This is a genomic window from Streptococcus sp. SS-4456 (genome assembly GCF_036680365.1).
GTDB lineage: Bacteria > Bacillota > Bacilli > Lactobacillales > Streptococcaceae > Streptococcus.
The window spans coordinates 74,582-94,717 of record NZ_JAVIHI010000001.1; the positions used below are offsets into that span (position 1 = coordinate 74,582).

Sequence of the window (20,136 nt, forward strand, 5' to 3'; positions counted from 1 at the left end):
AATGATATAATAAAATAAAAAGGAGGTCCTCTATGAAAAAAGAAATTTTCTACGATTGTATCAACTTGATTCTGTCATTTCTACTTTGCCGTTGGCTCTTCATGACCTTTCTTTTTTACCAATTTTCAAACATTTTCATGACGATTGATTTTTGGCCGACACTTGCCGCAATCCTGTTAATGACCGGATTTTGCTTTACCCTATTTCGACTTGTCTATAAGCCCCACATTTCGAGACTGACAATTTGGTTTTTCTACGCTTGCTACGGGCTCCTGCTAGTCTATCTTCTCTTTTTCAAAAGTATGGACGTCAAAGGTGTCAACTTGGATCTCCTTAGCACCTTCTCTCAAGACCTATTTCTCAATCCTGCTATATTGGTCTTTAACCTCTTGCTCTTTTTACCACTCGGCTTGCTTTTTTCATTTTCTTGGAAAAAACTTTCTCTCTTTGTAGGGGCTATTTTACTGGTTGAAGCTTGTCAATTCTTCTTTTCACTGGGCTTCTTTGACCTCAACGACATCTTGCTCAACACCTCTGGTTTTGCCCTTGGAAATCTTTGGGGACAATCCGCAATGGCTCAATCTTTCAAAAATAGAATACAGAAAAAATGACCTCGAAAGGTCATTTTTAGTTTATTTAGCTTCCAAATGCCAAATATCTTCGTTATACTGTTGGATAGTACGGTCTGATGAGAAGAATCCTGCTTTAGCAATGTTGACGATGACCTTGTCCAACCAGCTATCGCGATCTTCATAGTCTGCCAACATTCTTTCCTTGGTTTCAATGTAGTCTTCCAAATCTAGCAAGGTCATGAAGTGGTCATTGTGCTTGAGGTTGTCCTGCAAACGCCAGAGGCGTTCATCAATACCACCAGCCTGACGAATGGTATCAGATGTGATGAAATCGATCAATGGACGAATCGCTTCACGCTCATAGAAGGCAAATGGGTTGTAGGTTCCATTTGCGTAGTGATCGATAACGGTTTGGCTATCTTGACCGAAGATGTAAATATTTTCATCACCAACCAACTCATGAATCTCTACGTTTGCACCGTCGTCTGTACCAATAGTTAAGGCACCGTTGAGCATGAATTTCATGTTACCAGTACCAGATGCTTCTTTAGACGCAAGAGAAATCTGCTCAGAAATGTCCGCTGCTGGAATGATAAAGCTAGCTTCTGTTACGTTGTAGTTTTCAATCATGACCAACTGCAAGTGCGGAGCCACTTCTGGATCATTTTTAATAACCTGTGACAAGACCAAAATCAAGTGAATGATGTCTTGGGCAGTTGTATAGGCTGGAGCTGCTTTTCCTCCAAAGAAGACTGTTAACGGACGAGTCGGGATATTGCCTGCCTTGATATCTAAATACTTATGAATCACATAGAGGACATTCATCTGTTGACGCTTGTACTCGTGCATGCGCTTGATTTGCACATCAAAGATGGATTCAGGATTGACATGTACACCTTGAGTTTTGGCAATATGACGTTGCAACTTCCGCTTGTTGTGTTGCTTTGTTTTTTCCAACCATGCTCTCAATTCCTTACTGTCTTTGTGATCTAATAGTTTCTCTAACTCACTGGCATCGTGGTGGTAGCCATGTCCCAGTAGCTCGTCCAGGTAACCTGCCAAACGTGGATTGGCATGCATGAGCCAACGGCGGAAGGTGATACCGTTTGTCTTGTTGTTAAACTTCTCTGGATAGAGCTCATAAAAGGCCTTCAACTCTGAAGTTTTCAAGATTTCAGTATGGAGGGCAGCCACACCATTGATAGAATATCCATAGTGAATATCCATGTGTGCCATGTGAACACGGCCATGTTCATCGATGATATTGACTGCTGGATCATTCTTCACTTCTTTTGCTCGACGGTCCAATTCCTCGATAAATGGCACCAAGTGTGGAACTACCCGATTCAAGAAGTCAAGCGGCCATTTTTCAAGGGCTTCAGACAAGATTGTGTGGTTGGTGTAGGCAGTCATCTTCTTAACAATTTCGATTGCCTCATCAAAGGAAATGCCACGGAGTTCCAACAAACGAATCAATTCTGGAATGACTAGCGATGGATGAGTATCATTGATTTGCACTACTGCATAGTCTGGCAAGTCATGGAGGTTTGAACCTTTAGCTACTGCTTCGTCAATCAAGAGTTGGGCTGCGTTTGATACCATGAAATATTGCTGGAAGATACGGAGAACTTTACCTTCATCCGTTGAATCATCTGGATAGAGGAAGAGAGTCAAATTACGGAAAATATCTTCCTTGTCAAACTCAATCCCATCATAGATGATATTGTCATCCACAGAGCCTAAGTCAAACAAGCGCAGACGATTCTTCCGCTCAGTCTTATAACCTGGTACATCGATATCGTACAACTTAGACGTCAAAGTAAAGTTAGCAAATGGAACTTGGTAAGAAATTGGAGACTCTGTCAACCAAGAACGTGGCGTAATCCACTCATTCGGCACTGCCGATTGCTGGTGGTATTCAAACAACTGACGAAATAGTCCAAAGTGGTAGTTGAGACCAACACCATCACCATTTAGTCCAAGACTAGCAATGGAATCAAGGAAACAAGCAGCCAAACGCCCCAATCCACCGTTACCAAGAGATGGCTCCATCTCAACATCTTCAATAGCAATCAAATCCTTACCTGCAGCTGCTAACTGGCTTTTCACCTCATCGTAAACACCTAAGTTAATCAAGTTGTTAGACAAGAGTTTACCAATCAAGAATTCCGCAGAAATGTAATAAACTTTTTTCTTCTGCTCATTGGTGTATTTTGCTTCACTCTGTTGCTTTGTAAATGCGAGCAAAGCATAATAAAGTTCATGGTCAGAACAGTCCTCGATACGCTTTGCATACATGGATTGGACAAAATTTTGTAAGTTAATCACTGCTTATCTCCTTTTGTATATGTTAATGTAATCATTCAGAAACGTTTCTCATTTTTTTGTAAACGTTTTCTATATGATAATTATACCTTATTTAGCGAAAAAAGGCAAGCTATTATACCATCCTGTATATAGTTCGCCTTTTTATTCTATAGCATTCAGAATGAACTAATTAGCCCTGTCCCTTATTTTTTGCGATTATCTTTAAATTTTACAACCACACGAAGTTGTCGCTCAGGGTGTTCAGTCAAATCAATCATTTGAACACGGGCTTCAAGAATGTCACCATGTCCATAGAATAACATACGACTAATCAAGCTATTCTTATGCTTGGGAATGTAACCTAACTTTTTCCCTTGATACAGAATGACAACAGCCTCTGAATCATAGGGATTGGTCGGTTCTGCAAGCATTTCTAAGGAAGTGCCCAACTTCAACTCTTTTAACCATCGCTCCCTTCTCGTTTTCAAGGAGCGAGCTCAGACAGTCCACTGGACTGTCTGACTAGTAAGCAAATCCTGCCAAATGAAAATCTTCGATGTGCCGTGTCGGTTCAAAATTTGCAAACGTCATAAGCAGCCTCCATAGTAAAATCGTTCAGCTTATTCCGCAATCAAGGTTTCCAAACCGACCTTCATCATGTCTGTGAAAGTGTTTTGACGCTCTTCTGCTGTCGTATCTTCTTCTGGATTGACCAAGCTATCTGAGATGGTCATGATAGCCAGCGTTTCTACGCCAAATTTAGCACCCAAATAATAAAGGGCTGCTGCTTCCATTTCGACTGCCTTAACACCAATTTGCCCCAGTTCCAAGTTACGAGCAAAGAGTTTTGGTGAGTAGAAACTATCTGAAGATAGAACATTGCCCACATGAGTAGTAATATCGAGTTCCTTAGCAATATGATAGGCCTTGTCCAAGAGATTGAAGCTAGCAATCTGTGGCAGGTCATATTCTGGCCAATCAATGTTCATCATTTTAGAGTTGGTTGCTGCTGCCTGAGCCAAGACCAATTCACGAACATGGACATCCTTGTTAAGCGAACCTGCAGTTCCCACACGGATAAGCTTCTTCACGCCGTAGTCGTTGATAAGCTCGTGGGCGTAGATAGAGATAGAAGGCATTCCCATACCTGTTCCCATGACAGAGACACGATGACCCTTGTAGGTACCTGTGTAGCCGAACATATTGCGAACTTCATTGAAGCAAACTGCATCTTCAAGGAAGTTTTCAGCGATAAATTTAGCACGAAGTGGATCACCAGGAAGCAAAATCTTATCAGCGATTTCACCTGGTTTTGCGGAAATATGGATACTCATTTTTTTCACAAAGGGCTACTAGCCCTTCCTTTCTTTTCTCTATTTATGTAACACAGATTCCAAATTGACTAGGTTACATATAGGCTTGCTCCTTGAAACCAAGTGTCCCTCTTAAGAAGGCAAATGGCAAGGCATAGATTGATTTATTGTATTGTGAAACCGTATCGTTGTAATACAGGCGTTGGTTGGTCACCAGAGCTTCAGCTTCTTTGATTTCTAGCATCAAATCCCGCAAACTCTCGTCAGCCCTTCCTTTTGTATCCCGTTCGATCCGTTCCCCCAACTTTGTAACTTTTTCAGATTGTTGCGACAGATGGTCATGGAAATTGTTGGAACCTGAATTGGAAGTAAATTTCTTCTTGGTCTGATGATGATTGGCATCATTTCCTTCTGCAGTCAAACGATCTGATTGCTTCTCCTCTTCAATCAACTCGGAAAAGGTATTCTTCACAGACATTTTTAACTCGTGATCTACAATTTTATCCGTCACTTCTTGCAGTTGGTCCAACAACTTTGTAACATGTAGTTGTTTAATCTCTATTGCTTTGTAAGAAGTGGTAATCTCCTCTTTTAAGTGAACAACCTTATTATATTGTAGTATAAATAAAATAATCAGATAAGAAATTACTGCACAAATAATCGAAGCACCATCGAAAGGCTCATAGTTGGTTTCAGAGCCACTTGTATCAATAGCTGCGAAGAAGAACAACCATACGATTGTAAGTAGCGCAATAATGCCTATCCCTTTCAGAACACTGAACCAGGGTTTGTTGGTCATTGGTCCCTCCTACAACTCAGCCAAGATAGCTTTGACCAAGCCCTTGAAGTTACCCTTGATTTGCTCGGTTACTTCTACGACTTCCTCGTGGTTGAGTTCTGATTGGAAACCAGCCGCAAAGTTGGTAATAGCAGAAATTCCCAAGACTTTCATGCCTGAATGGGCCGCCACGATAACTTCTGGCACTGTTGACATACCGACTGCGTGGGCCCCCATGGTCTTGAAGGCCAAGATTTCAGCTGGAGTTTCGTAGGTAGGACCTGTCACACCAAGGTAGACACCATTGTCCAACTTGATACCCAATTTTTCCGCAACAGCATGGGCTTTCTCACGGTATTCTTTGGTGTAGGCATTGGACATATCTGGGAAACGTGGTCCGAACTCTTCCAAGTTTTCACCAATCAATGGGTTTTGACCTGTCATGTTGATGTGGTCTGTAATGGCCATGAGGGTACCTGGACCGTAACCGATACCACCTGCGGCATTGGTGACAATCACTCCTTCACAACCAAGAGCTTTCATGACACGAACTGGGAAAGTCACAACTTCCATCGGATTTCCTTCGTAGAAATGGAAACGACCTTGAAGAGCCAAGACCTTACGTCCAGCCAAATCACCATAAACCAACTTACCAGCGTGACCAACAACTGTTGACTTGCCCCAGTTTGGAATATCCGCATAGTCGATGACAATGGCATTTTCAACTTCTTGAGCCAATTCACCCAAGCCAGAACCCAAAATCAAACCGAATTCAGGCTTGATCATTCCTTTTTCTTCTAAAAAAGCTTTTGTTTCATAAATTTTTTCTATTAGTGACATAATATAAATTGCAGGGACGTAATCCCATTCAGTTGGCTACACCAACCAAATTTTCCTTTCTATGAATGTTTCTAGGGAGAATGTCCTCACTCTTAGCGAGGAGAGACAACTTCTCCATCTTCCTTGATAAAATCTGCTGTCATCGGCGGGAGTAAATCCAGCACAACTTCCGACGGCCGGCACAATTTCACCCCTTTGGAACTCACAACAATCGGTCGATTGATGAGGATGGGTTCTGTAACCATTGCTGATAAAATGTCATCCTCATCAGCCTTGTCCCAATCAATCCCCATCTCTTGATAAGGGGGAACATTGGTCCGAAGCAGTTCTTTTGCTGTCAAATCCATTTCTGCCAGCAACTCTACTAATTTTTCCTTGCTAGGAGGAGTTTCCAGATAGTGAATAATCTCTGGTTCGATCCCAAGATGACGAATGAGAGCAAGTGTATTTCGTGATGTACCACATTCTGGATTATGGTAAATGGTTACTTTGTCCATAGCTACCTTTCTTATAAATAAGCTGACCAGTCATATTCTGGCATGTTTTCTTTGATAATGTCAAGGGGACGGCAGAGAAAGGCTGTCTGTTCTCGCTCGATAATAGGACGGTTGAGCAAGGCAGGTTCTGCAACTAGACGTTGAAAAATGTCTGTTTCAGACAAACCTTGTCGTTCCTCCTCCGTCAACCGAATGACTGCTGAAGGTTGACTTCCCATTTTTTTCAAAAGAGCTGCCAACTCTACATCTGTCAGTGGATGTTCTAAATAATTGACCCACTTAATGTCCAAGTTCTGACTAGGCAATAAGACTTGTAATTTCTTACACTTGCTGCAGTCGGGATTGATATAAACCGTCAGTTGTTCCATTAAACCAATCCGTCCAAGAAACTTTCACCAATCATGGCTTTTTCAACGCCAAAGTTTTCAGCGATTGTAGCTGAAATATCCGCAAAATGTCCAACTGGCAAGACTCCACTTCCCTTGAAGGACTTACTGTAAGCCAAGAGTGGCACATACTCACGGGTATGGTCCGTACCTGCATAGGCTGGGTCATTTCCATGGTCTGCTGTAATCAAGAGCAAATCATCCTCACGCATATTTTCGATAATTTCTGGGATACGAGCATCGAATTCCTCCAAACAATCGCGGTAGCCTTCGATGTCACGGCGGTGACCATAAACAGCATCAAAATCCACCAAGTTGGTAAAGGAGAAACCTTTCTCAAAGTCAGCTAACTGCAAGGTTTCAATCAAGACATCGACACCGTGCATATTTGACTTGGTGTGACCCATGTCATTTGTGATACCTGATGCGTTGAAAATGTCACTGATTTTGCCGATAGAGTAGGTAGGTACACCTGCATCTGCTAATTTATTGAGAACAGTTGCTTCAAACGGTGACACCGCATAGTCATGACGGTTGGCAGTCCGAGAGAAATTGCCTGGCTCACCAATGTATGGACGGGCGATGATACGACCAAGAAGAGCTGGACGTTCAAGGGTAATGGAACGAGCGTACTCGCAGATACGGTACAATTCATCAAGCGGAATAATGTCTTCGTGGGCTGCAATCTGAAGGACAGGGTCTGCGGAAGTATAGACGATCAACTCCCCAGTTTCCATTTGGCGAGGACCGAAGTCATCAATAACAGCTGTACCTGAATAGGGCTTGTTTGCCTCGCGGATGATTTTACGTCCTGAGAATTCTTCGATTTTTGTCAAAATCTCCTCTGGGAAGCCGTCCCAGAAAGTGTCGAATGGTTCAGTAATATTGAGACCCATAATTTCCCAGTGGCCTGTCATAGTGTCCTTACCGAGCGACACCTCTTCCAGCTTTGTCACGTAGCCAGTCGGATTTTCCTCAGCTGGAACAGTCGCAAGAGCTGTGTCACGAGGAATATTTCCAAGACCAATTTTAGCCATATTGGGGACTACTAACCCTGCCTTCTCAGAGATATGACCTAGTGTATCAGACTCCGTGTCGTTAACACCAGCATTGAAAAACTTGTCCGCATCTGGAGCCGCACCGATTCCAACAGAATCCATAACCACCAGATGAATACGTTTAAATTTAGACATAAGAACTCCTTTTTCTAAGAACTTGCATTGACAAGCGAGGTGCTGAATAGTGAATACAGGTTCTATTGTTCGTCTTTTCATTATACCACAAAAACGCCTCTCATAGTTAGTTTAATGAGAAGCGTTTTCACTTTATTTCTTTTCAAGAATTTTTGGTCCCTGCGGTGTGCCGATAATGACCTTAGAAATCAAGCCTATAAAGAGCCCGTGCTCTACGACACCAACTGTTCTATCCAATTCATCAGCCAAGGCGTAGCTGTCTTCAATTCGTTGCAAATCTAGGTCTATAATGAAATTCTTCATATCGGTCACATGTTTCTGTCCATCCTTCATCCGAAAACTTGGACGATAACCCTTTTTCTCGAAGAGGCGGAAAAGATTTTCAGAACCATATTGCACCACTTCCACTGGCAACTTGAAGGCGCCAAGGGTATCGACCACCTTAGATTCATCCACAATCCAGATGCTATCCTTGCTGTTGACCGCAACCACCTTCTCCATGAGCAGTGCGGCACCTCCACCCTTGATACCATTGAATGCCCCGTCAACTTCATCAGCTCCGTCAACTGTCAAGTCTACATAGTCAACTTCATCTATATTCTTTAAAGGAATTCCTAAAGAGGCAGCGTGGTCTGCAGTGGCATGAGAGGTCGTCACACCTGTAATCTGCAAGCCTTCTTCCTGCACCCGACGTCCGATTTCTTGTACAAAATAGTAGGCTGTCGAACCTGTCCCCAAGCCGACGATCATGCCATCCGTCACAAACTCCGCCGCCTTAATCCCAACTTGTTCCTTTAAATTTGTCATGAATTGCTCCTTTCAGCTAAACCGTTTACATTCATTATAGCATGGATAGAGAATTCTGCCTACTGGTTTCTACAAGAAGGCTAATAAAACCTACCCCCATCTATAATTTTTCCACATCTTTCAGTTTAACAGAAACAATCTTGGACACACCAGATTCCTGCATGGTCACCCCATACATAACATCAGCAGCCGCCATGGTTCCTTTCCGGTGGGTCACGACGATAAACTGGCTATCCTTGTCAAAGCGGTTGAGATAATCCCCAAACCGCTTGACATTAGCCTCATCCAATGCTGCCTCCACCTCGTCCAAGATAACGAAAGGAATTGTCTTGACGCGGATAATGGAAAATAGCAGAGCGAGGGCCGAGAGGGCCTTTTCGCCACCAGACATCAAGTTGAGAGATTGGATTTTCTTACCCGGAGGCTGAACTGAAATCTCCACACCCGCAGTCAAGATATCCTGCTCCGTCAATATCAAGTCCGCAGAACCACCGCCAAACATCTGTCTGAAAGTCTGCTTGAAGCTTTCGCGAATGGCTTCAAAAGTGACCTTAAAGCGTTCCTTGACTTCATCATCCATTTCATGAATGGTATTCAAGAGCAAATCACGCGCCGACAAAATATCCGTCCGTTGTTCATTGAGGAAGGTCAGACGGTTATTGACCTCATCATACTGCTCAATGGCATCCAGATTGACCGGACCAAGAGCACGAATAGAACGCTCCAATTCTTTCAGACTTTGTTCAGCCAGAGGCAAATTCTCTACTGCATTTGCCTGGTCCTGAGCCGCTTCAAAGCTCAATTTGAAATGCTCTGTCAAATGACCAAGTAAGGTCCGTAGCCGGTCTCCAGCTTGCTCACAATCAGCTTCTAACTTGGCCTGTTTGCGAATGAGGTCATCATTCTTAGTTCGAGCCTGCTCCAAGCGACCTTCCAAGTCTTCAAACTGACCGTCAATATCTTCCAACTCAAATTTTAAGCGGATTTGAATCTGATTGGTTTGGCTTTGCTTATCAGTCGCAGACTGTAATTGCTCTTCCAGAATTTCAATACTAGTATCTTCTAAAGCCTCAACTTTCTGGTTAATCAGATCTTCCAGTATAGAGATTTCCTTTTCAGTAGTCCCTTTTTCTTCCTGTAAACGATTGAGGTCTGTCTGTTCAAAGCGCAGCTGACTAGAAACTTCTGCCTGCTCCAAGGTTAATTGACCCTTCTGACTTTGTAGTTTCTGCAGACTTTCTTGGATGCTGTCTCGATTGTCACGCACCTGATTGATTTGATTGTCTAAAGCTTGTTTTTTCTCCGTCAAGGATTGAAGGCTGATTTCTTCCTTGCTAGCTTCATCTTCTAACTCAGTCAAAATGCTTGGGCTAACCTGACTCATTTGTAAGTCATACTGAGCTGTCACCTGAGCTAGACGATTTTCTGCCTGTTCTTGATGAATCCTTGCGCTCTGCTGGCTCAGTCTAGCCTCTTCCCCCTCAGCCTTGATGGTTTCCAGACTTTCTCTGACGCGGTCTAGACTTGTCTTCTTAGTCGCCACCAAGTTTTCTTGCTCTTTCAACTGGCTAGACAGCTCTGCTATTTCTCCTAAAAGAGCGTCGAGTTCAGGCTTAATGAAGGTGGTGTTGTTGTTTCGATTGCTACCACCCGCAAAGGCACCGCCAGGACGGATTTCTGCACCATCCATAGTCACCATACGGACCTGAAACTTGGTCGCACGCGCCGCCTGATTGGCATGGTCAATGCTATCAAAAATCGCAATAGTGCCTAGCAAATTTTGGAAAATAGCATCTAGATTTGGTTGATAGGTCACGAGGTCGCTTGCTAGTCCCAAGAAACCATCTGAGGCTTGAAGTTGGGCAAGTTGCTGACTGGACAATTGACGCGGCTTGATAGTGGTCAAAGGCAAGAAGGTCGCCCGACCTTGACGTTTTTCCTTCAAGAAAGCAATCGCTCGCTTGGCTGTCGCCTCGTCTTCGACGATAACGTTTTGGCTAGCTCCGCCCAAGGCAATTTCCAAAGCTGTCTGGTAACGAGTATCGAAAGTCAACTGCTCACTAACTGCCCCGATGATGCCACCCAGACTAGACGAAGCCTGCAAAACAGCCTTGACTCCTGCGTAGAAATTGGAGTGATTTTTTAAGATAGCTTCCAAACTTGACTGGCGAGCCTGCTTGCCCTTCAATTGATCAATTAGATCAAACATGCGACCTTGTTCAACTTGATAGGCAGCCTGAGCCTGTTCAATCTCTTCTTTCTTGGTCTGATAGGATGTGAGCAAGCCCCGCAAGACTTGATCAGCCTCTTCTGCGGCTACCTGGCTCTTAGCCAATTCTTCTTGAGCTGTCTGTTTTTCTGTCTGTAAACGTGCTAGGTCAGCAGATTTACTTTCTGATAAACTGATTTGATTGGCAATATCCTGCTGAATCTTGGTCAAGCGGTTGGAAGCCTCAGCCTCTTCCTGCATGAGGGTAACATACTGCTCACGCAGGTGATCCAATACTTGATCTGGATCTTCAGAGAAATAGGAAATCTCCTTATCAACCGAAGCAATTTCCTTTTTCAATTTGAACAAGGAAGCTCCCAACATTTCCAAACTTTCCTGCTTGAGAACAATTTCCTCTTCCAGTTGTCCTCGCTTCGCAACCAGGGTTTCTAAACGCGACTGAGCTTCTTGTCGACTGGATTCATTCTGACTGCTTTCTAACTTATGAAGGTCAATTTTTCGTTCCAAGTCACTGATCAACTTGGTCAAATCCAACAAAACAGCTTGTTCACGCTCCATTTGCTCGGATAAGCGATGGCGTTCTTCTTTTAAGGACTGGTTTTCTTTCTCTAGCTCTGAACGCTGTTGGTAGTAGCTTGCTAAGTCTGACTTAACTACTTCAAGTTCGCTTTCCTTGGCAGTCAAAATTTCCTTACCTTGGGTTAACTGAGCAACCAATACATCCAGATACAGTTCCTTACGTTGGCCATCCAGTTCCAAAAATTGTTTAGCCGTTAGCGCCTGTTTCTCCAAGGGTTTGACCTGATTGTCCAATTCATAGATAATATCGTCCAAACGGTCCAAATTTCCTTGAGCCTGAGCTAGCTTGCTCTCCGTTTCTTTCTTACGAGTCTTGTATTTTAAAACACCAGCAGCCTCTTCGAATATAGCTCTGCGTTCTTCTGGCTTGGAATTAAAAATAGCCTCAACCCGTCCTTGCGAGATGATAGAAAAAGAATCACGCCCCAAACCAGTATCCATGAAGAGATCGTGAATATCCCGCAGACGAACCTTCTGACCATCTATCAAGTATTCGCTATCACCAGACCGATAAATATGGCGTTCTACCTTGATTTCTTTATTCTTATTAGCAATAAAACCTGTGCTATTATCCAAGGTTACGACAACGGAAGCATAATTAAGAGGCTTACGGCTTTCAGTCCCCGCAAAGATAACATCTGGCATCTTGCCTCCACGCAGGCTTTTGGCAGACGACTCTCCCAAGGCCCAACGCAAACTTTCTGTAATATTGGACTTGCCCGAACCATTCGGTCCTACAACGGCTGTCACCCCACGGTCAAAAACCACCTTGGTCTTGTCCGCAAAGGACTTGAAGCCCTGCATTTCAATCGATTTAAGATACATACCTATCCTCTAGCCTCCACAGCATTTTTTGCGGCGGCTTGTTCAGCTAATTTCTTAGAACGACCACGACCACGACCAATCACACGCTGGTCCGCAGATACCTCGACTTCAAAGGTCTTATCGTGGGCAGGACCTGATTCAGCCACCACCTGATAAGAAATTGCAATCTCACCATTTACCTGCAGGATTTCCTGTAAGGCTGTCTTGTAGTCAGTCACTCGCTCAAAATTCCCCTTTTCCAGACGAGGAATCATGACCTTATGGATAAATTCCTCCACGGTCCTTTCTCCCTTGTCCAATAGCAGAGCTCCTAAGAAAGCCTCGAAAGCATCTCCCAAAATGGTATCACGATTGCGCCCCCCAGACTTCTCTTCTCCTCTACCAAGACGAAGAAATTGATCAAAGCCACAGGCACGCGAAAAACCAGCCAAGGACTCCTCACGAACAAAGGTCGAACGTAACTTGGACATCTCCCCTTCCGGTCTATCAGGATACTTTTTATAGAGGTACTTGGAAATCATCAATTGGAGAACAGCGTCTCCTAAAAATTCCAAGCGTTCATTATGTGAAATTTTTAGAAGGCGATGCTCATTGGCATAAGAAGTATGGGTAAAAGCCGTTTCCAGCAAACTCAAATCCGAAAAATCAATCCCAAAATCCGCCAAAAGTTTTTTATGTAAATCTTTCATCATCTAACTCCTTTCTAAAGAGTAATCGTTACAAAATAGAAGTTTCAAATTCACTTCATCTTAATATTATACCATATTTCCCACAAGACTTCCCTCTAGAACTGAACATTCAACAAATAGCCCTCTTCATCTTTTTACAAACATTTACATATCCATCCTTTTTCGATAAAATGGAAGAAAAGGAAGGGAGTTAACATGCAAAACAAACCGAAACCACTCAACACCTCGCTCCTCTCCCTCTTTCAATTCATGGGAGCTGTTTTAGTCATCGCCCTCCATTGTCGCAGACTATTTGAAGCAGACCAGCTTCACTTCATCCAAAAATCAATCTTTAGCCGCATGGTCGTTCCCTACTTCATGGTCACCGCCAGCTTCTTTCTCCGACGCAACTACCCTAGCCTCTCCAAACAATACTTGATCCGCTACAGCAAGCAGTACCTGACCTGGTCCGCCCTCTACCTCCCCTTCTTCCTCATATACTTGATATTCCAAGAAATCCCCCTACTCTACTATCCCCTCGCACTCCTAGTCGGACTGACCTACACCGGCAGCAGCTACCAACTCTGGTACATGCCCGCCTTCCTGCTAGGTCTTGTCCTCGTCCACAATTCTTTAAGGAAATGGGGCTGGCGCATCACAGCCTGTCTAGCCTGCCTTCTCTATCTCCTAGGCTCAGTTGAAACCTACTCCTCCTACCTGGCAGAATCGGCTTTACTAACCGCATTTGAACACTACAAAACCTTCTTTTTCACCAGCCGCAACGGCCTCTTCTACGCACCGATTTTTGTCCTGACAGGCTTTTACCTAGCCGATAAACTCAATCAACCCATTTTCCAATACCGACAAAAGGCCAAACTACTTGTCTGCATAGCTCTTTTAACTTTTGAGGCTACAATCATCTACATCAATCAAGGTTATGATAAAAACTTTATTTTCAGCCTTATTCCATTCACAGCCTATCTAGTCGCCTGGAGCTTAACCACAGACCTCTTCCGCCAGAAAAAATTCCAATTTCTAAAGGAATACGCCAGTTACTATTATTTTATCCATGTTATCCCAGTCGAAGTCAGCTTTTTCTTCCTAGAAAATCATTCCCTGACCAAAATACAGAAAGGCTGGCTGGTTTTCTTTATCACCATCATCACTTGCCAACTGCTCAGCTGGTTAATCATTAAACACAAAAGAACCTTGTAAGACTTAACTTACAAGGCTTTTTTACAAATCAAAATCCTCTTTCAACTTATCAATCACCTGTTGGAGCAGGTCGCGATTGACACTGTATTTGACATCGCTATTTTTTGTATTGAAGAGAAGTAAATCACCGTTAATCAACTTTTGGGTATGAAAGGACACAGCGGCTCCAGTAATATTGAGCCGTTCTGCAATGTCCTTGCTCTTGGCATGGGGCTTGGTCAACTCCACCAAGACCTGATAGCGCGTGCTATCGCTGATGACTTTAAGAGCCGTTGTCAAATCATCCAGATCCAACTCGTCATTTGACAGCATCATCTGATCAATTCGACAGGATGCTAAAAGAGCGACTTTCATATAGTCAAATTGTTCATTGCCATAATAAGCAAACCAATAATTCCAGGGACTGAGAACGAAGAATTGGGCAGTTTCTACTCCTAAAGCATCCAAACTAGTCATGGACAACTGCTTGGACTCTTGATAGAGTTTTTCAATGTCAAATTCCTGAGCAAATTTTTCACGCTCCGCCCTTGCCAGCTCAAAATAGGGCTGGTAGATTGGAAGCATCTTATCCAAGAGATGGACAGACCGCTGGACCGTTTCCAAGGGATTGCGAATAGCTAGTGACCAGTACCACTTATCTGCCGGCTTTTTATCCGTTTTTTCCAAAAGTTCCATGAGGCTGAGGGTCTTCTCACGATGTCCGTCATTTTCAGACGCCAACATGGTTCGCATGGCATCTTCTACTTCTTCTTGAGACAGCTTTAAAATCATTTGACAGGCTTCCTCAACTGTCTTTGGATCCTGTCCATCATTCAAGATATAGAAATAAAGACTATGCAAAATATTAAAAATATGTCCCCAGACAAAGACTTGATTGACTTCCTGACGAAAATCTGCCAACTTTTCTTCAATCTCATCACGAATGTCCAAGGCATCTTTGAGAATGTCTTTTTCTTTCTGTGAAAAATCCGCCTCAATCGGTTCCTCACGTTCTGTAACAATTAAAGGAATAAAGAATTTTTCGACAATTTCGCTTCTATAATCTCGGTAATCTAATTTCATACGCATACTTTCTAAGCTTGAACTACTTCGTTATTTGATTTACGACCTGTAAGAATAGTATAGCCCAAGAGTCCCACAGAAAGCAAGAGGAAGATGAGGGAAATGCTTGTAACAGATAAGATTGTTGTTACCATTAGGGCAACCAAGGCTTGACCAGCTACCATACCGATTTGACAGAAGCTTGTAATACCAGCGTCAACAGTTGCCAATTTATCCTCTGGTAATTTATTCATAACAAGGGCACTCATTTTTGGATTAAAGATTCCCAAGGTCATAGCTGTCACAAAAAGAACTGCTAATACCACATAGATATTGTGAAGGAAGAAACCTGAGAAAATCAAGACTGGCATCAATGTAGAGAATTTGAGGAGATTGATTAAGCTGACATTTTTGAACAAAGCCATACCGATACTTGACCCCAAGATACTACCAACTGAGAAGAAAATGGAAATCAAAGCAACGGTTGTTCCTGCATTGACAATCACAAAGTCTGAGAACTCCTTCATATTTAGAATAACTAATGGTGAAAGTGCGGTAAAAATGGCATTCAGGCTGGTAATGGTCACAATTGACGCTTTGAGAACAGGAATATTCTGAACAGCTTGGTAGGATTCTTTGAGACTGTTACGCATACCCTTGATAAGTCCTGCTTCTGTTTCTGTTTGCTCAGCTTCTTGGATAGGATTTTCCTTCAGTAGCTTGGCAAGAGCTGGACGGAGGGTTGCCATGATGGTAAGACTGACCAAGAAGGTCCCTGCATTGAAGAAGGCGAGATTCTGGTAAGACATAAAGCCGATGAGAATGGCACCGCTAGCTTGGAAGGCAATTTGCAAAAGTGATTTCACCGTCATCTTGAATGCCATTGCTGTTTCACGATCTTCCGCTGCCACAACCCTCAGACTAACTGGCATATAAAGGCCATTTTCATATTGACCCGACAAATCAGACAAGAAATTGATGACACATACGACTGCTACAATCCAGAGGGCTGGTGTAAATCCCATTAGTAAACCAACGAGGGCATACAGACCGACACGTACGACCAAGGTAGCCAGAATGGTATCCAGTTTGTTTTTTGTCTTGTCCGCCCAGATTCCCATAAAGAGACTGGCCAAAATCGGCAAGGTTTCAGAAGCGGTAATCATAGCCAAGGCAAACTTGGTATCTGGTAGAAGCAAGACATAGTTCATCAGGGCTAGATAGTAGAGTGTGTCACCAAAGTTGGAAATCAAATCCGCTACAAAGCTGGATAGAAATAATTTATTGTTGACTAGTTTTTTCATAAACATCTCCTTAAACAGATATTAAACATTTGTTTAATATTATTTTACACTTTATTTTAATAAAATCAATATTTAATTTTATAAAAATTAAATATTTTTTAAACAATTGTTTAATTTTTATTCTATCTGGCTTTTTCTTGACAAGATAAGCACAGTTTGTTATAGTATTGTTCGGGCACCTCTTTTGAGAGGTCGGAGAAAAGGCTCCCTAGTTTTAGGGAGCTATTTTTTGTTTTTCCCGAAGTTTAGTACATCATCGGAGGACTTATTGGATGAAAAAAATCGCATTTGATTCAACTAAATACTTGAATTTGCAACGTGATCACATTTTAGAGCGTATTGCCCAATTTGAAGGCAAGCTCTATATGGAATTTGGTGGAAAAATGTTGGAAGATTTCCACGCAGCCCGTGTTTTACCAGGTTATGAACCAGATAATAAAATCAAGCTCCTCCAAGAGTTAAAAGACCAAGTAGAAATCGTCATCGCTATCAATGCCAGCAATATCGAACATTCTAAGGCACGCGGCGACCTAGGCATTTCTTACGACCAAGAAGTCTTCCGCTTGATTGATACATTTAATGATATTGATATTTATGTTGGTTCTGTGGTCATTACCCAGTACCGCAACCAACCAGCCGCAGACGCCTTCCGCAAACAGTTGGAAAAACACGGCATCAAGTCCTATCTCCACTACCCAATCAAGGGCTATCCTTCTGATATTGACCACATCATCTCACCAGAAGGTATGGGCAAAAATGACTACATTGAAACTAGTCGCAATCTCGTCGTTGTCACCGCACCTGGACCTGGTTCAGGTAAATTGGCGACTTGTATCTCCCAACTTTACCACGACCAACTGCATGGCGTAACATCAGGCTATGCCAAGTTTGAAACCTTCCCAGTGTGGAACTTACCACTCCACCATCCCGTTAACTTGGCCTATGAAGCAGCAACTGCCGACCTGGACGACCTCAACATGATTGACCCCTTCCACCTGCAAACTTATGGCAAAACTGCGGTCAACTACAACCGTGACATCGAGGTCTTCCCTGTCCTCAACCGTACCTTTGAACGTATTTTGAACAAATCACCATACGCCTCACCGACAGACATGGGCGTTAACATGGTGGGCTATTCCATCGTGGACGAGGAGGCTGCGATTGAAGCATCCAAGCAAGAAATCATCCGTCGCTACTACCAGACACTCGTTGATTTCAAGGCAGAGCGGGTGAGCGAGCAAGCAGTTAAAAAGATTGAACTCCTCATGAATGAAGTCGGTGTGACACCAGCAGGTCGTAAGGTTGTTGTCGCTGCGCGCGAAAAAGCAGAGCTAACTTCAAGCCCTGCCCTTGCTATTCAGTTGCCAACTGGAGAGATGGTAACAGGTAAGACATCCGACCTCCTCAAACCAACTGCAACTGTCCTTCTCAATGCTATCAAGCAAATTGCTAAAATCGATGATGAAACTCTTCTCATTGAACCAAACTACATCCGTCCAATTCAAGAATTGAAGGCAGATTATCTGGATAAGGCAAATACACGACTCGATGCAAGTGAGATTCTTAACGCCCTTGCCATCACTGCACAAGATAGCCCTGTCGCTACACAAGCAATGAAAGAATTAGGCCAATTAAATGGTAGCGAAGCCCACTCAACCGTTATCCTATCCGATGAAGACAAGAGTGTTCTACGCAAGTTAGGCATCAATTTAACCTTTGATCCTATCTATCAGCACAATAAGTTTTATCAGAAGAACTAAAGACAAAAATAGACTTGCCCCGGCAAGTCTATTTTTGTTATAGAAAAAACAAGGATATTTCTAGCCTTGTTTTTCCATTTTATCTATTAGTTAAAATCAACATACTCTTTTTGAAGTTCAAGAACTTCTTCTGCCGTTGCACATTCTGTCAAGGCACGGTGAGCATATTCTTCCATCTTAGCTGTGTCAAGTGTCTTCATGAGGCTACGTGTACGAAGGACAGAAGTTGCACTCATAGAGAACTCATCCAAGCCCATTCCGACAAGAAGTGGAACAGCTTGTTGATCACCAGCCATCTCACCACACATACCAGCCCATTTGCCTTCTGCGTGTGCAGCCTTGATAACATTGTTGATCAAGCGAAGGATTGATGGGTTGTATGGTTGGTAAAGGTATGAAACTTGTTCGTTCATACGATCTGCTGCCATAGTATATTGGATAAGGTCGTTTGTACCAATTGAGAAGAAGTCAACTTCTTTAGCAAATTGGTCTGCAATCATAGCTGCTGCAGGGATTTCAATCATGATACCCACTTGGATATCATCTGCAACTGCTACACCTTCAGCCAACAAGTTTGCTTTTTCTTCTTCAAGGATCGCTTTTGCTGCACGGAATTCTGTCAACAAGGCAACCATCGGGAACATGATACGAAGTTTACCATGTACTGATGAACGAAGAAGGGCACGCAACTGCGTACGGAACATTTGGTTACCAGTCTCAGAGATAGAGATACGAAGGGCACGGAAACCAAGGAATGGGTTCATTTCGTGTGGAAGGTCGAAGTAAGGAAGCTCCTTATCACCACCAATATCCATTGTACGAACCACAACCGGCTTACCGTTCATACCTTCAAGAACAGCCTTATAAGCTTCGTATTGCTCATCTTCTGTTGGGAAGTCTTGTGAGTCCATGTACAAGAACTCTGTACGGTAAAGACCAACTGCTTCAGCACCATTATCGTTTACACCTTCAACGTCTTTTGGTGTACCGATGTTAGCTGCCAATTCGAAGTGTTTGCCGTCAGCTGTCACTGTTTGAGCATCTTTCAAGAGTGCCCACTCAGCTTTTTGTTTAGCATAGGCTTCGCCAGCTGCCTTAAATTCTGCAATCACTTCTTCAGATGGGTTGATAACAACTTCACCTGTGATACCGTTAACAGCGAGGACATCACCATCTTTCACGATTTCAGTAATATTATTTGTACCCAATACAGCTGCAATCTCAAGTGTACGAGCCATGATAGCTGAGTGACTTGTACGTCCACCGATGTTTGTTACAAAAGCTTTAACAAACTGTTTGTTCAATTGTGCTGTATCAGATGGTGTCAAGTCGTGTGCAATAACGATAGACTCTTCATCAATTGTCGCTGGGTTTGGCAAACGAACGCCAAGCAAGTGAGCAAGGACACGTTTAGCAACGTCGCGGATGTCTGCTGCACGCTCTTGCATGTATGGGTTATCTTCCATACCTTCAAAGATAGCGATGAACATATCCGTTACTTCTTTCAAACCTGTTTCAGCATTTGTTTTCTTAGCACGGATAGTTTCCTTAATCTGACCAATCATTTCTGGGTCAGCAAGAACCATCAAGTGTGCATCAAATACGGCTGCGGCTTCTTCACCAAGGCTAGCTACTGCGTTCTCACGAATAACAGAAAGCTCGTTTTGAGAAGCTGCAAGAGCAGCATCCAAACGAGCCTCTTCTGCATTTGTATCTTCAACTGTAACAGTTTCGAAGGACAAATCTGGCTGAACGAGTAGATATGCCTTAGCAACGGCAACACCATCAGATGCTGCAATTCCTTTAAGCATTTCAGTCATC

The 20,136-nt window shown here is 43.1% G+C and carries 17 protein-coding genes; 3 read left to right on the forward strand and 14 right to left on the reverse strand.

The annotated features are described in order from the left end of the window. Positions 1-32 precede the first annotated feature (32 nt). Positions 33-611 (forward strand): VanZ family protein, encoded by a 579-nt coding sequence (locus RFK25_RS00325; protein WP_332410589.1) that lies wholly within the window; start codon positions 33-35, stop codon positions 609-611. 21 nt (positions 612-632) lie between these two features. On the opposite strand, the gene RFK25_RS00330 is transcribed toward RFK25_RS00325, so the two are convergent. The 11 genes from RFK25_RS00330 to rnc form a co-directional block, all read right to left on the reverse strand. Continuing rightward, entirely contained in the window at positions 633-2,900 is a 2,268-nt protein-coding gene (locus tag RFK25_RS00330) for a glycogen/starch/alpha-glucan phosphorylase (RefSeq protein WP_332410590.1), read from the reverse strand. Positions 2,901-3,082: 182 nt separating this feature from the next. Then, positions 3,083-3,328 carry an HIRAN domain-containing protein gene (locus RFK25_RS00335; RefSeq protein ID WP_332410591.1) on the reverse strand — a complete coding sequence of 82 codons (246 nt, stop codon included), beginning with the start codon at positions 3,326-3,328 and terminating at the stop codon, positions 3,083-3,085. Between the two features lie 171 nt (positions 3,329-3,499). Next, the gene (gene deoD, locus RFK25_RS00340; RefSeq protein ID WP_332410682.1) at positions 3,500-4,213 is read right to left on the reverse strand and encodes a purine-nucleoside phosphorylase; all 714 of its coding nucleotides are present in this window, start codon (positions 4,211-4,213) and stop codon (positions 3,500-3,502) included. 73 nt (positions 4,214-4,286) lie between these two features. Continuing rightward, a complete protein-coding gene (locus tag RFK25_RS00345) occupies positions 4,287-4,991 on the reverse strand; it encodes a LemA family protein (protein WP_332410592.1) in 705 nt (234 codons plus the stop codon). A gap of 9 nt (positions 4,992-5,000) precedes the next feature. Then, positions 5,001-5,810, reverse strand: coding sequence for a purine-nucleoside phosphorylase (locus RFK25_RS00350; RefSeq protein WP_332410596.1), 810 nt, complete (start codon positions 5,808-5,810; stop codon positions 5,001-5,003). 92 nt (positions 5,811-5,902) lie between these two features. After that, positions 5,903-6,307, reverse strand: coding sequence for an arsenate reductase (glutaredoxin) (gene arsC / locus RFK25_RS00355; protein ID WP_332410599.1), 405 nt, complete (start codon positions 6,305-6,307; stop codon positions 5,903-5,905). A gap of 11 nt (positions 6,308-6,318) precedes the next feature. After that, positions 6,319-6,675 (reverse strand): arsenate reductase family protein, encoded by a 357-nt coding sequence (locus tag RFK25_RS00360; protein ID WP_332410601.1) that lies wholly within the window; start codon positions 6,673-6,675, stop codon positions 6,319-6,321. Continuing rightward, the gene (locus tag RFK25_RS00365) at positions 6,675-7,886 is read right to left on the reverse strand and encodes a phosphopentomutase (RefSeq protein WP_332410602.1); all 1,212 of its coding nucleotides are present in this window, start codon (positions 7,884-7,886) and stop codon (positions 6,675-6,677) included. Before RFK25_RS00365 ends, RFK25_RS00360 begins: the two co-directional genes overlap by 1 nt. A 132-nt stretch (positions 7,887-8,018) precedes the next feature. Beyond that, the gene (gene rpiA / locus RFK25_RS00370) at positions 8,019-8,693 is read right to left on the reverse strand and encodes a ribose-5-phosphate isomerase RpiA (RefSeq protein WP_332410603.1); all 675 of its coding nucleotides are present in this window, start codon (positions 8,691-8,693) and stop codon (positions 8,019-8,021) included. A gap of 100 nt (positions 8,694-8,793) precedes the next feature. Next, positions 8,794-12,327, reverse strand: a complete 3,534-nt coding sequence (gene smc / locus RFK25_RS00375; protein ID WP_332410604.1) for a chromosome segregation protein SMC — start codon at positions 12,325-12,327, stop codon at positions 8,794-8,796. Positions 12,328-12,329: 2 nt separating this feature from the next. After that, on the reverse strand, positions 12,330-13,016 hold the full coding sequence (gene rnc, locus RFK25_RS00380) for a ribonuclease III (protein WP_332410607.1): 687 nt from the start codon (positions 13,014-13,016) through the stop codon (positions 12,330-12,332). 195 nt (positions 13,017-13,211) lie between these two features. Here rnc and RFK25_RS00385 point away from each other — a divergent pair, with 195 nt between their 5' ends. Further along, positions 13,212-14,210, forward strand: coding sequence for an acyltransferase family protein (locus RFK25_RS00385; RefSeq protein ID WP_332410609.1), 999 nt, complete (start codon positions 13,212-13,214; stop codon positions 14,208-14,210). Positions 14,211-14,231: 21 nt separating this feature from the next. Here the strand turns inward: RFK25_RS00385 and RFK25_RS00390 are convergent, their stop codons facing one another. Then, positions 14,232-15,272 (reverse strand): ArsR/SmtB family transcription factor, encoded by a 1,041-nt coding sequence (locus tag RFK25_RS00390; protein ID WP_332410611.1) that lies wholly within the window; start codon positions 15,270-15,272, stop codon positions 14,232-14,234. An 11-nt stretch (positions 15,273-15,283) separates the two neighbouring features. Beyond that, entirely contained in the window at positions 15,284-16,555 is a 1,272-nt protein-coding gene (locus tag RFK25_RS00395; protein ID WP_332410612.1) for an MFS transporter, read from the reverse strand. 272 nt (positions 16,556-16,827) lie between these two features. On the opposite strand from RFK25_RS00395, the gene RFK25_RS00400 reads away from it, so the two are divergent. Beyond that, positions 16,828-18,315 (forward strand): DUF1846 domain-containing protein, encoded by a 1,488-nt coding sequence (locus RFK25_RS00400; protein WP_332410613.1) that lies wholly within the window; start codon positions 16,828-16,830, stop codon positions 18,313-18,315. A gap of 86 nt (positions 18,316-18,401) precedes the next feature. On the opposite strand, the gene ptsP is transcribed toward RFK25_RS00400, so the two are convergent. After that, positions 18,402-20,135, reverse strand: a complete 1,734-nt coding sequence (ptsP, locus tag RFK25_RS00405; RefSeq protein WP_105118014.1) for a phosphoenolpyruvate--protein phosphotransferase — start codon at positions 20,133-20,135, stop codon at positions 18,402-18,404. Position 20,136 lies beyond the last annotated feature (1 nt).

Bases quoted from the DNA above. Each gene is read 5' to 3' on its own strand.
- RFK25_RS00350 (WP_332410596.1), bottom strand. From the start codon at position 5,810: ATGTCACTAATAGAAAAAATTTATGAAACAAAAGCTTTTTTAGAAGAA.
- RFK25_RS00400 (WP_332410613.1), top strand. From the start codon at position 16,828: ATGAAAAAAATCGCATTTGATTCAACTAAATACTTGAATTTGCAACGT.
- ptsP (WP_105118014.1), bottom strand. From the start codon at position 20,135: ATGACTGAAATGCTTAAAGGAATTGCAGCATCTGATGGTGTTGCCGTT.
- arsC (WP_332410599.1), bottom strand. From the start codon at position 6,307: ATGGACAAAGTAACCATTTACCATAATCCAGAATGTGGTACATCACGA.
- deoD (WP_332410682.1), bottom strand. From the start codon at position 4,213: ATGAGTATCCATATTTCCGCAAAACCAGGTGAAATCGCTGATAAGATT.
- rnc (WP_332410607.1), bottom strand. From the start codon at position 13,016: ATGAAAGATTTACATAAAAAACTTTTGGCGGATTTTGGGATTGATTTT.
- rpiA (WP_332410603.1), bottom strand. From the start codon at position 8,693: ATGACAAATTTAAAGGAACAAGTTGGGATTAAGGCGGCGGAGTTTGTG.
- RFK25_RS00360 (WP_332410601.1), bottom strand. From the start codon at position 6,675: ATGGAACAACTGACGGTTTATATCAATCCCGACTGCAGCAAGTGTAAG.
- RFK25_RS00395 (WP_332410612.1), bottom strand. From the start codon at position 16,555: ATGAAAAAACTAGTCAACAATAAATTATTTCTATCCAGCTTTGTAGCG.
- RFK25_RS00345 (WP_332410592.1), bottom strand. From the start codon at position 4,991: ATGACCAACAAACCCTGGTTCAGTGTTCTGAAAGGGATAGGCATTATT.
- RFK25_RS00385 (WP_332410609.1), top strand. From the start codon at position 13,212: ATGCAAAACAAACCGAAACCACTCAACACCTCGCTCCTCTCCCTCTTT.
- RFK25_RS00365 (WP_332410602.1), bottom strand. From the start codon at position 7,886: ATGTCTAAATTTAAACGTATTCATCTGGTGGTTATGGATTCTGTTGGA.
- smc (WP_332410604.1), bottom strand. From the start codon at position 12,327: ATGTATCTTAAATCGATTGAAATGCAGGGCTTCAAGTCCTTTGCGGAC.
- RFK25_RS00325 (WP_332410589.1), top strand. From the start codon at position 33: ATGAAAAAAGAAATTTTCTACGATTGTATCAACTTGATTCTGTCATTT.
- RFK25_RS00390 (WP_332410611.1), bottom strand. From the start codon at position 15,272: ATGAAATTAGATTACCGAGATTATAGAAGCGAAATTGTCGAAAAATTC.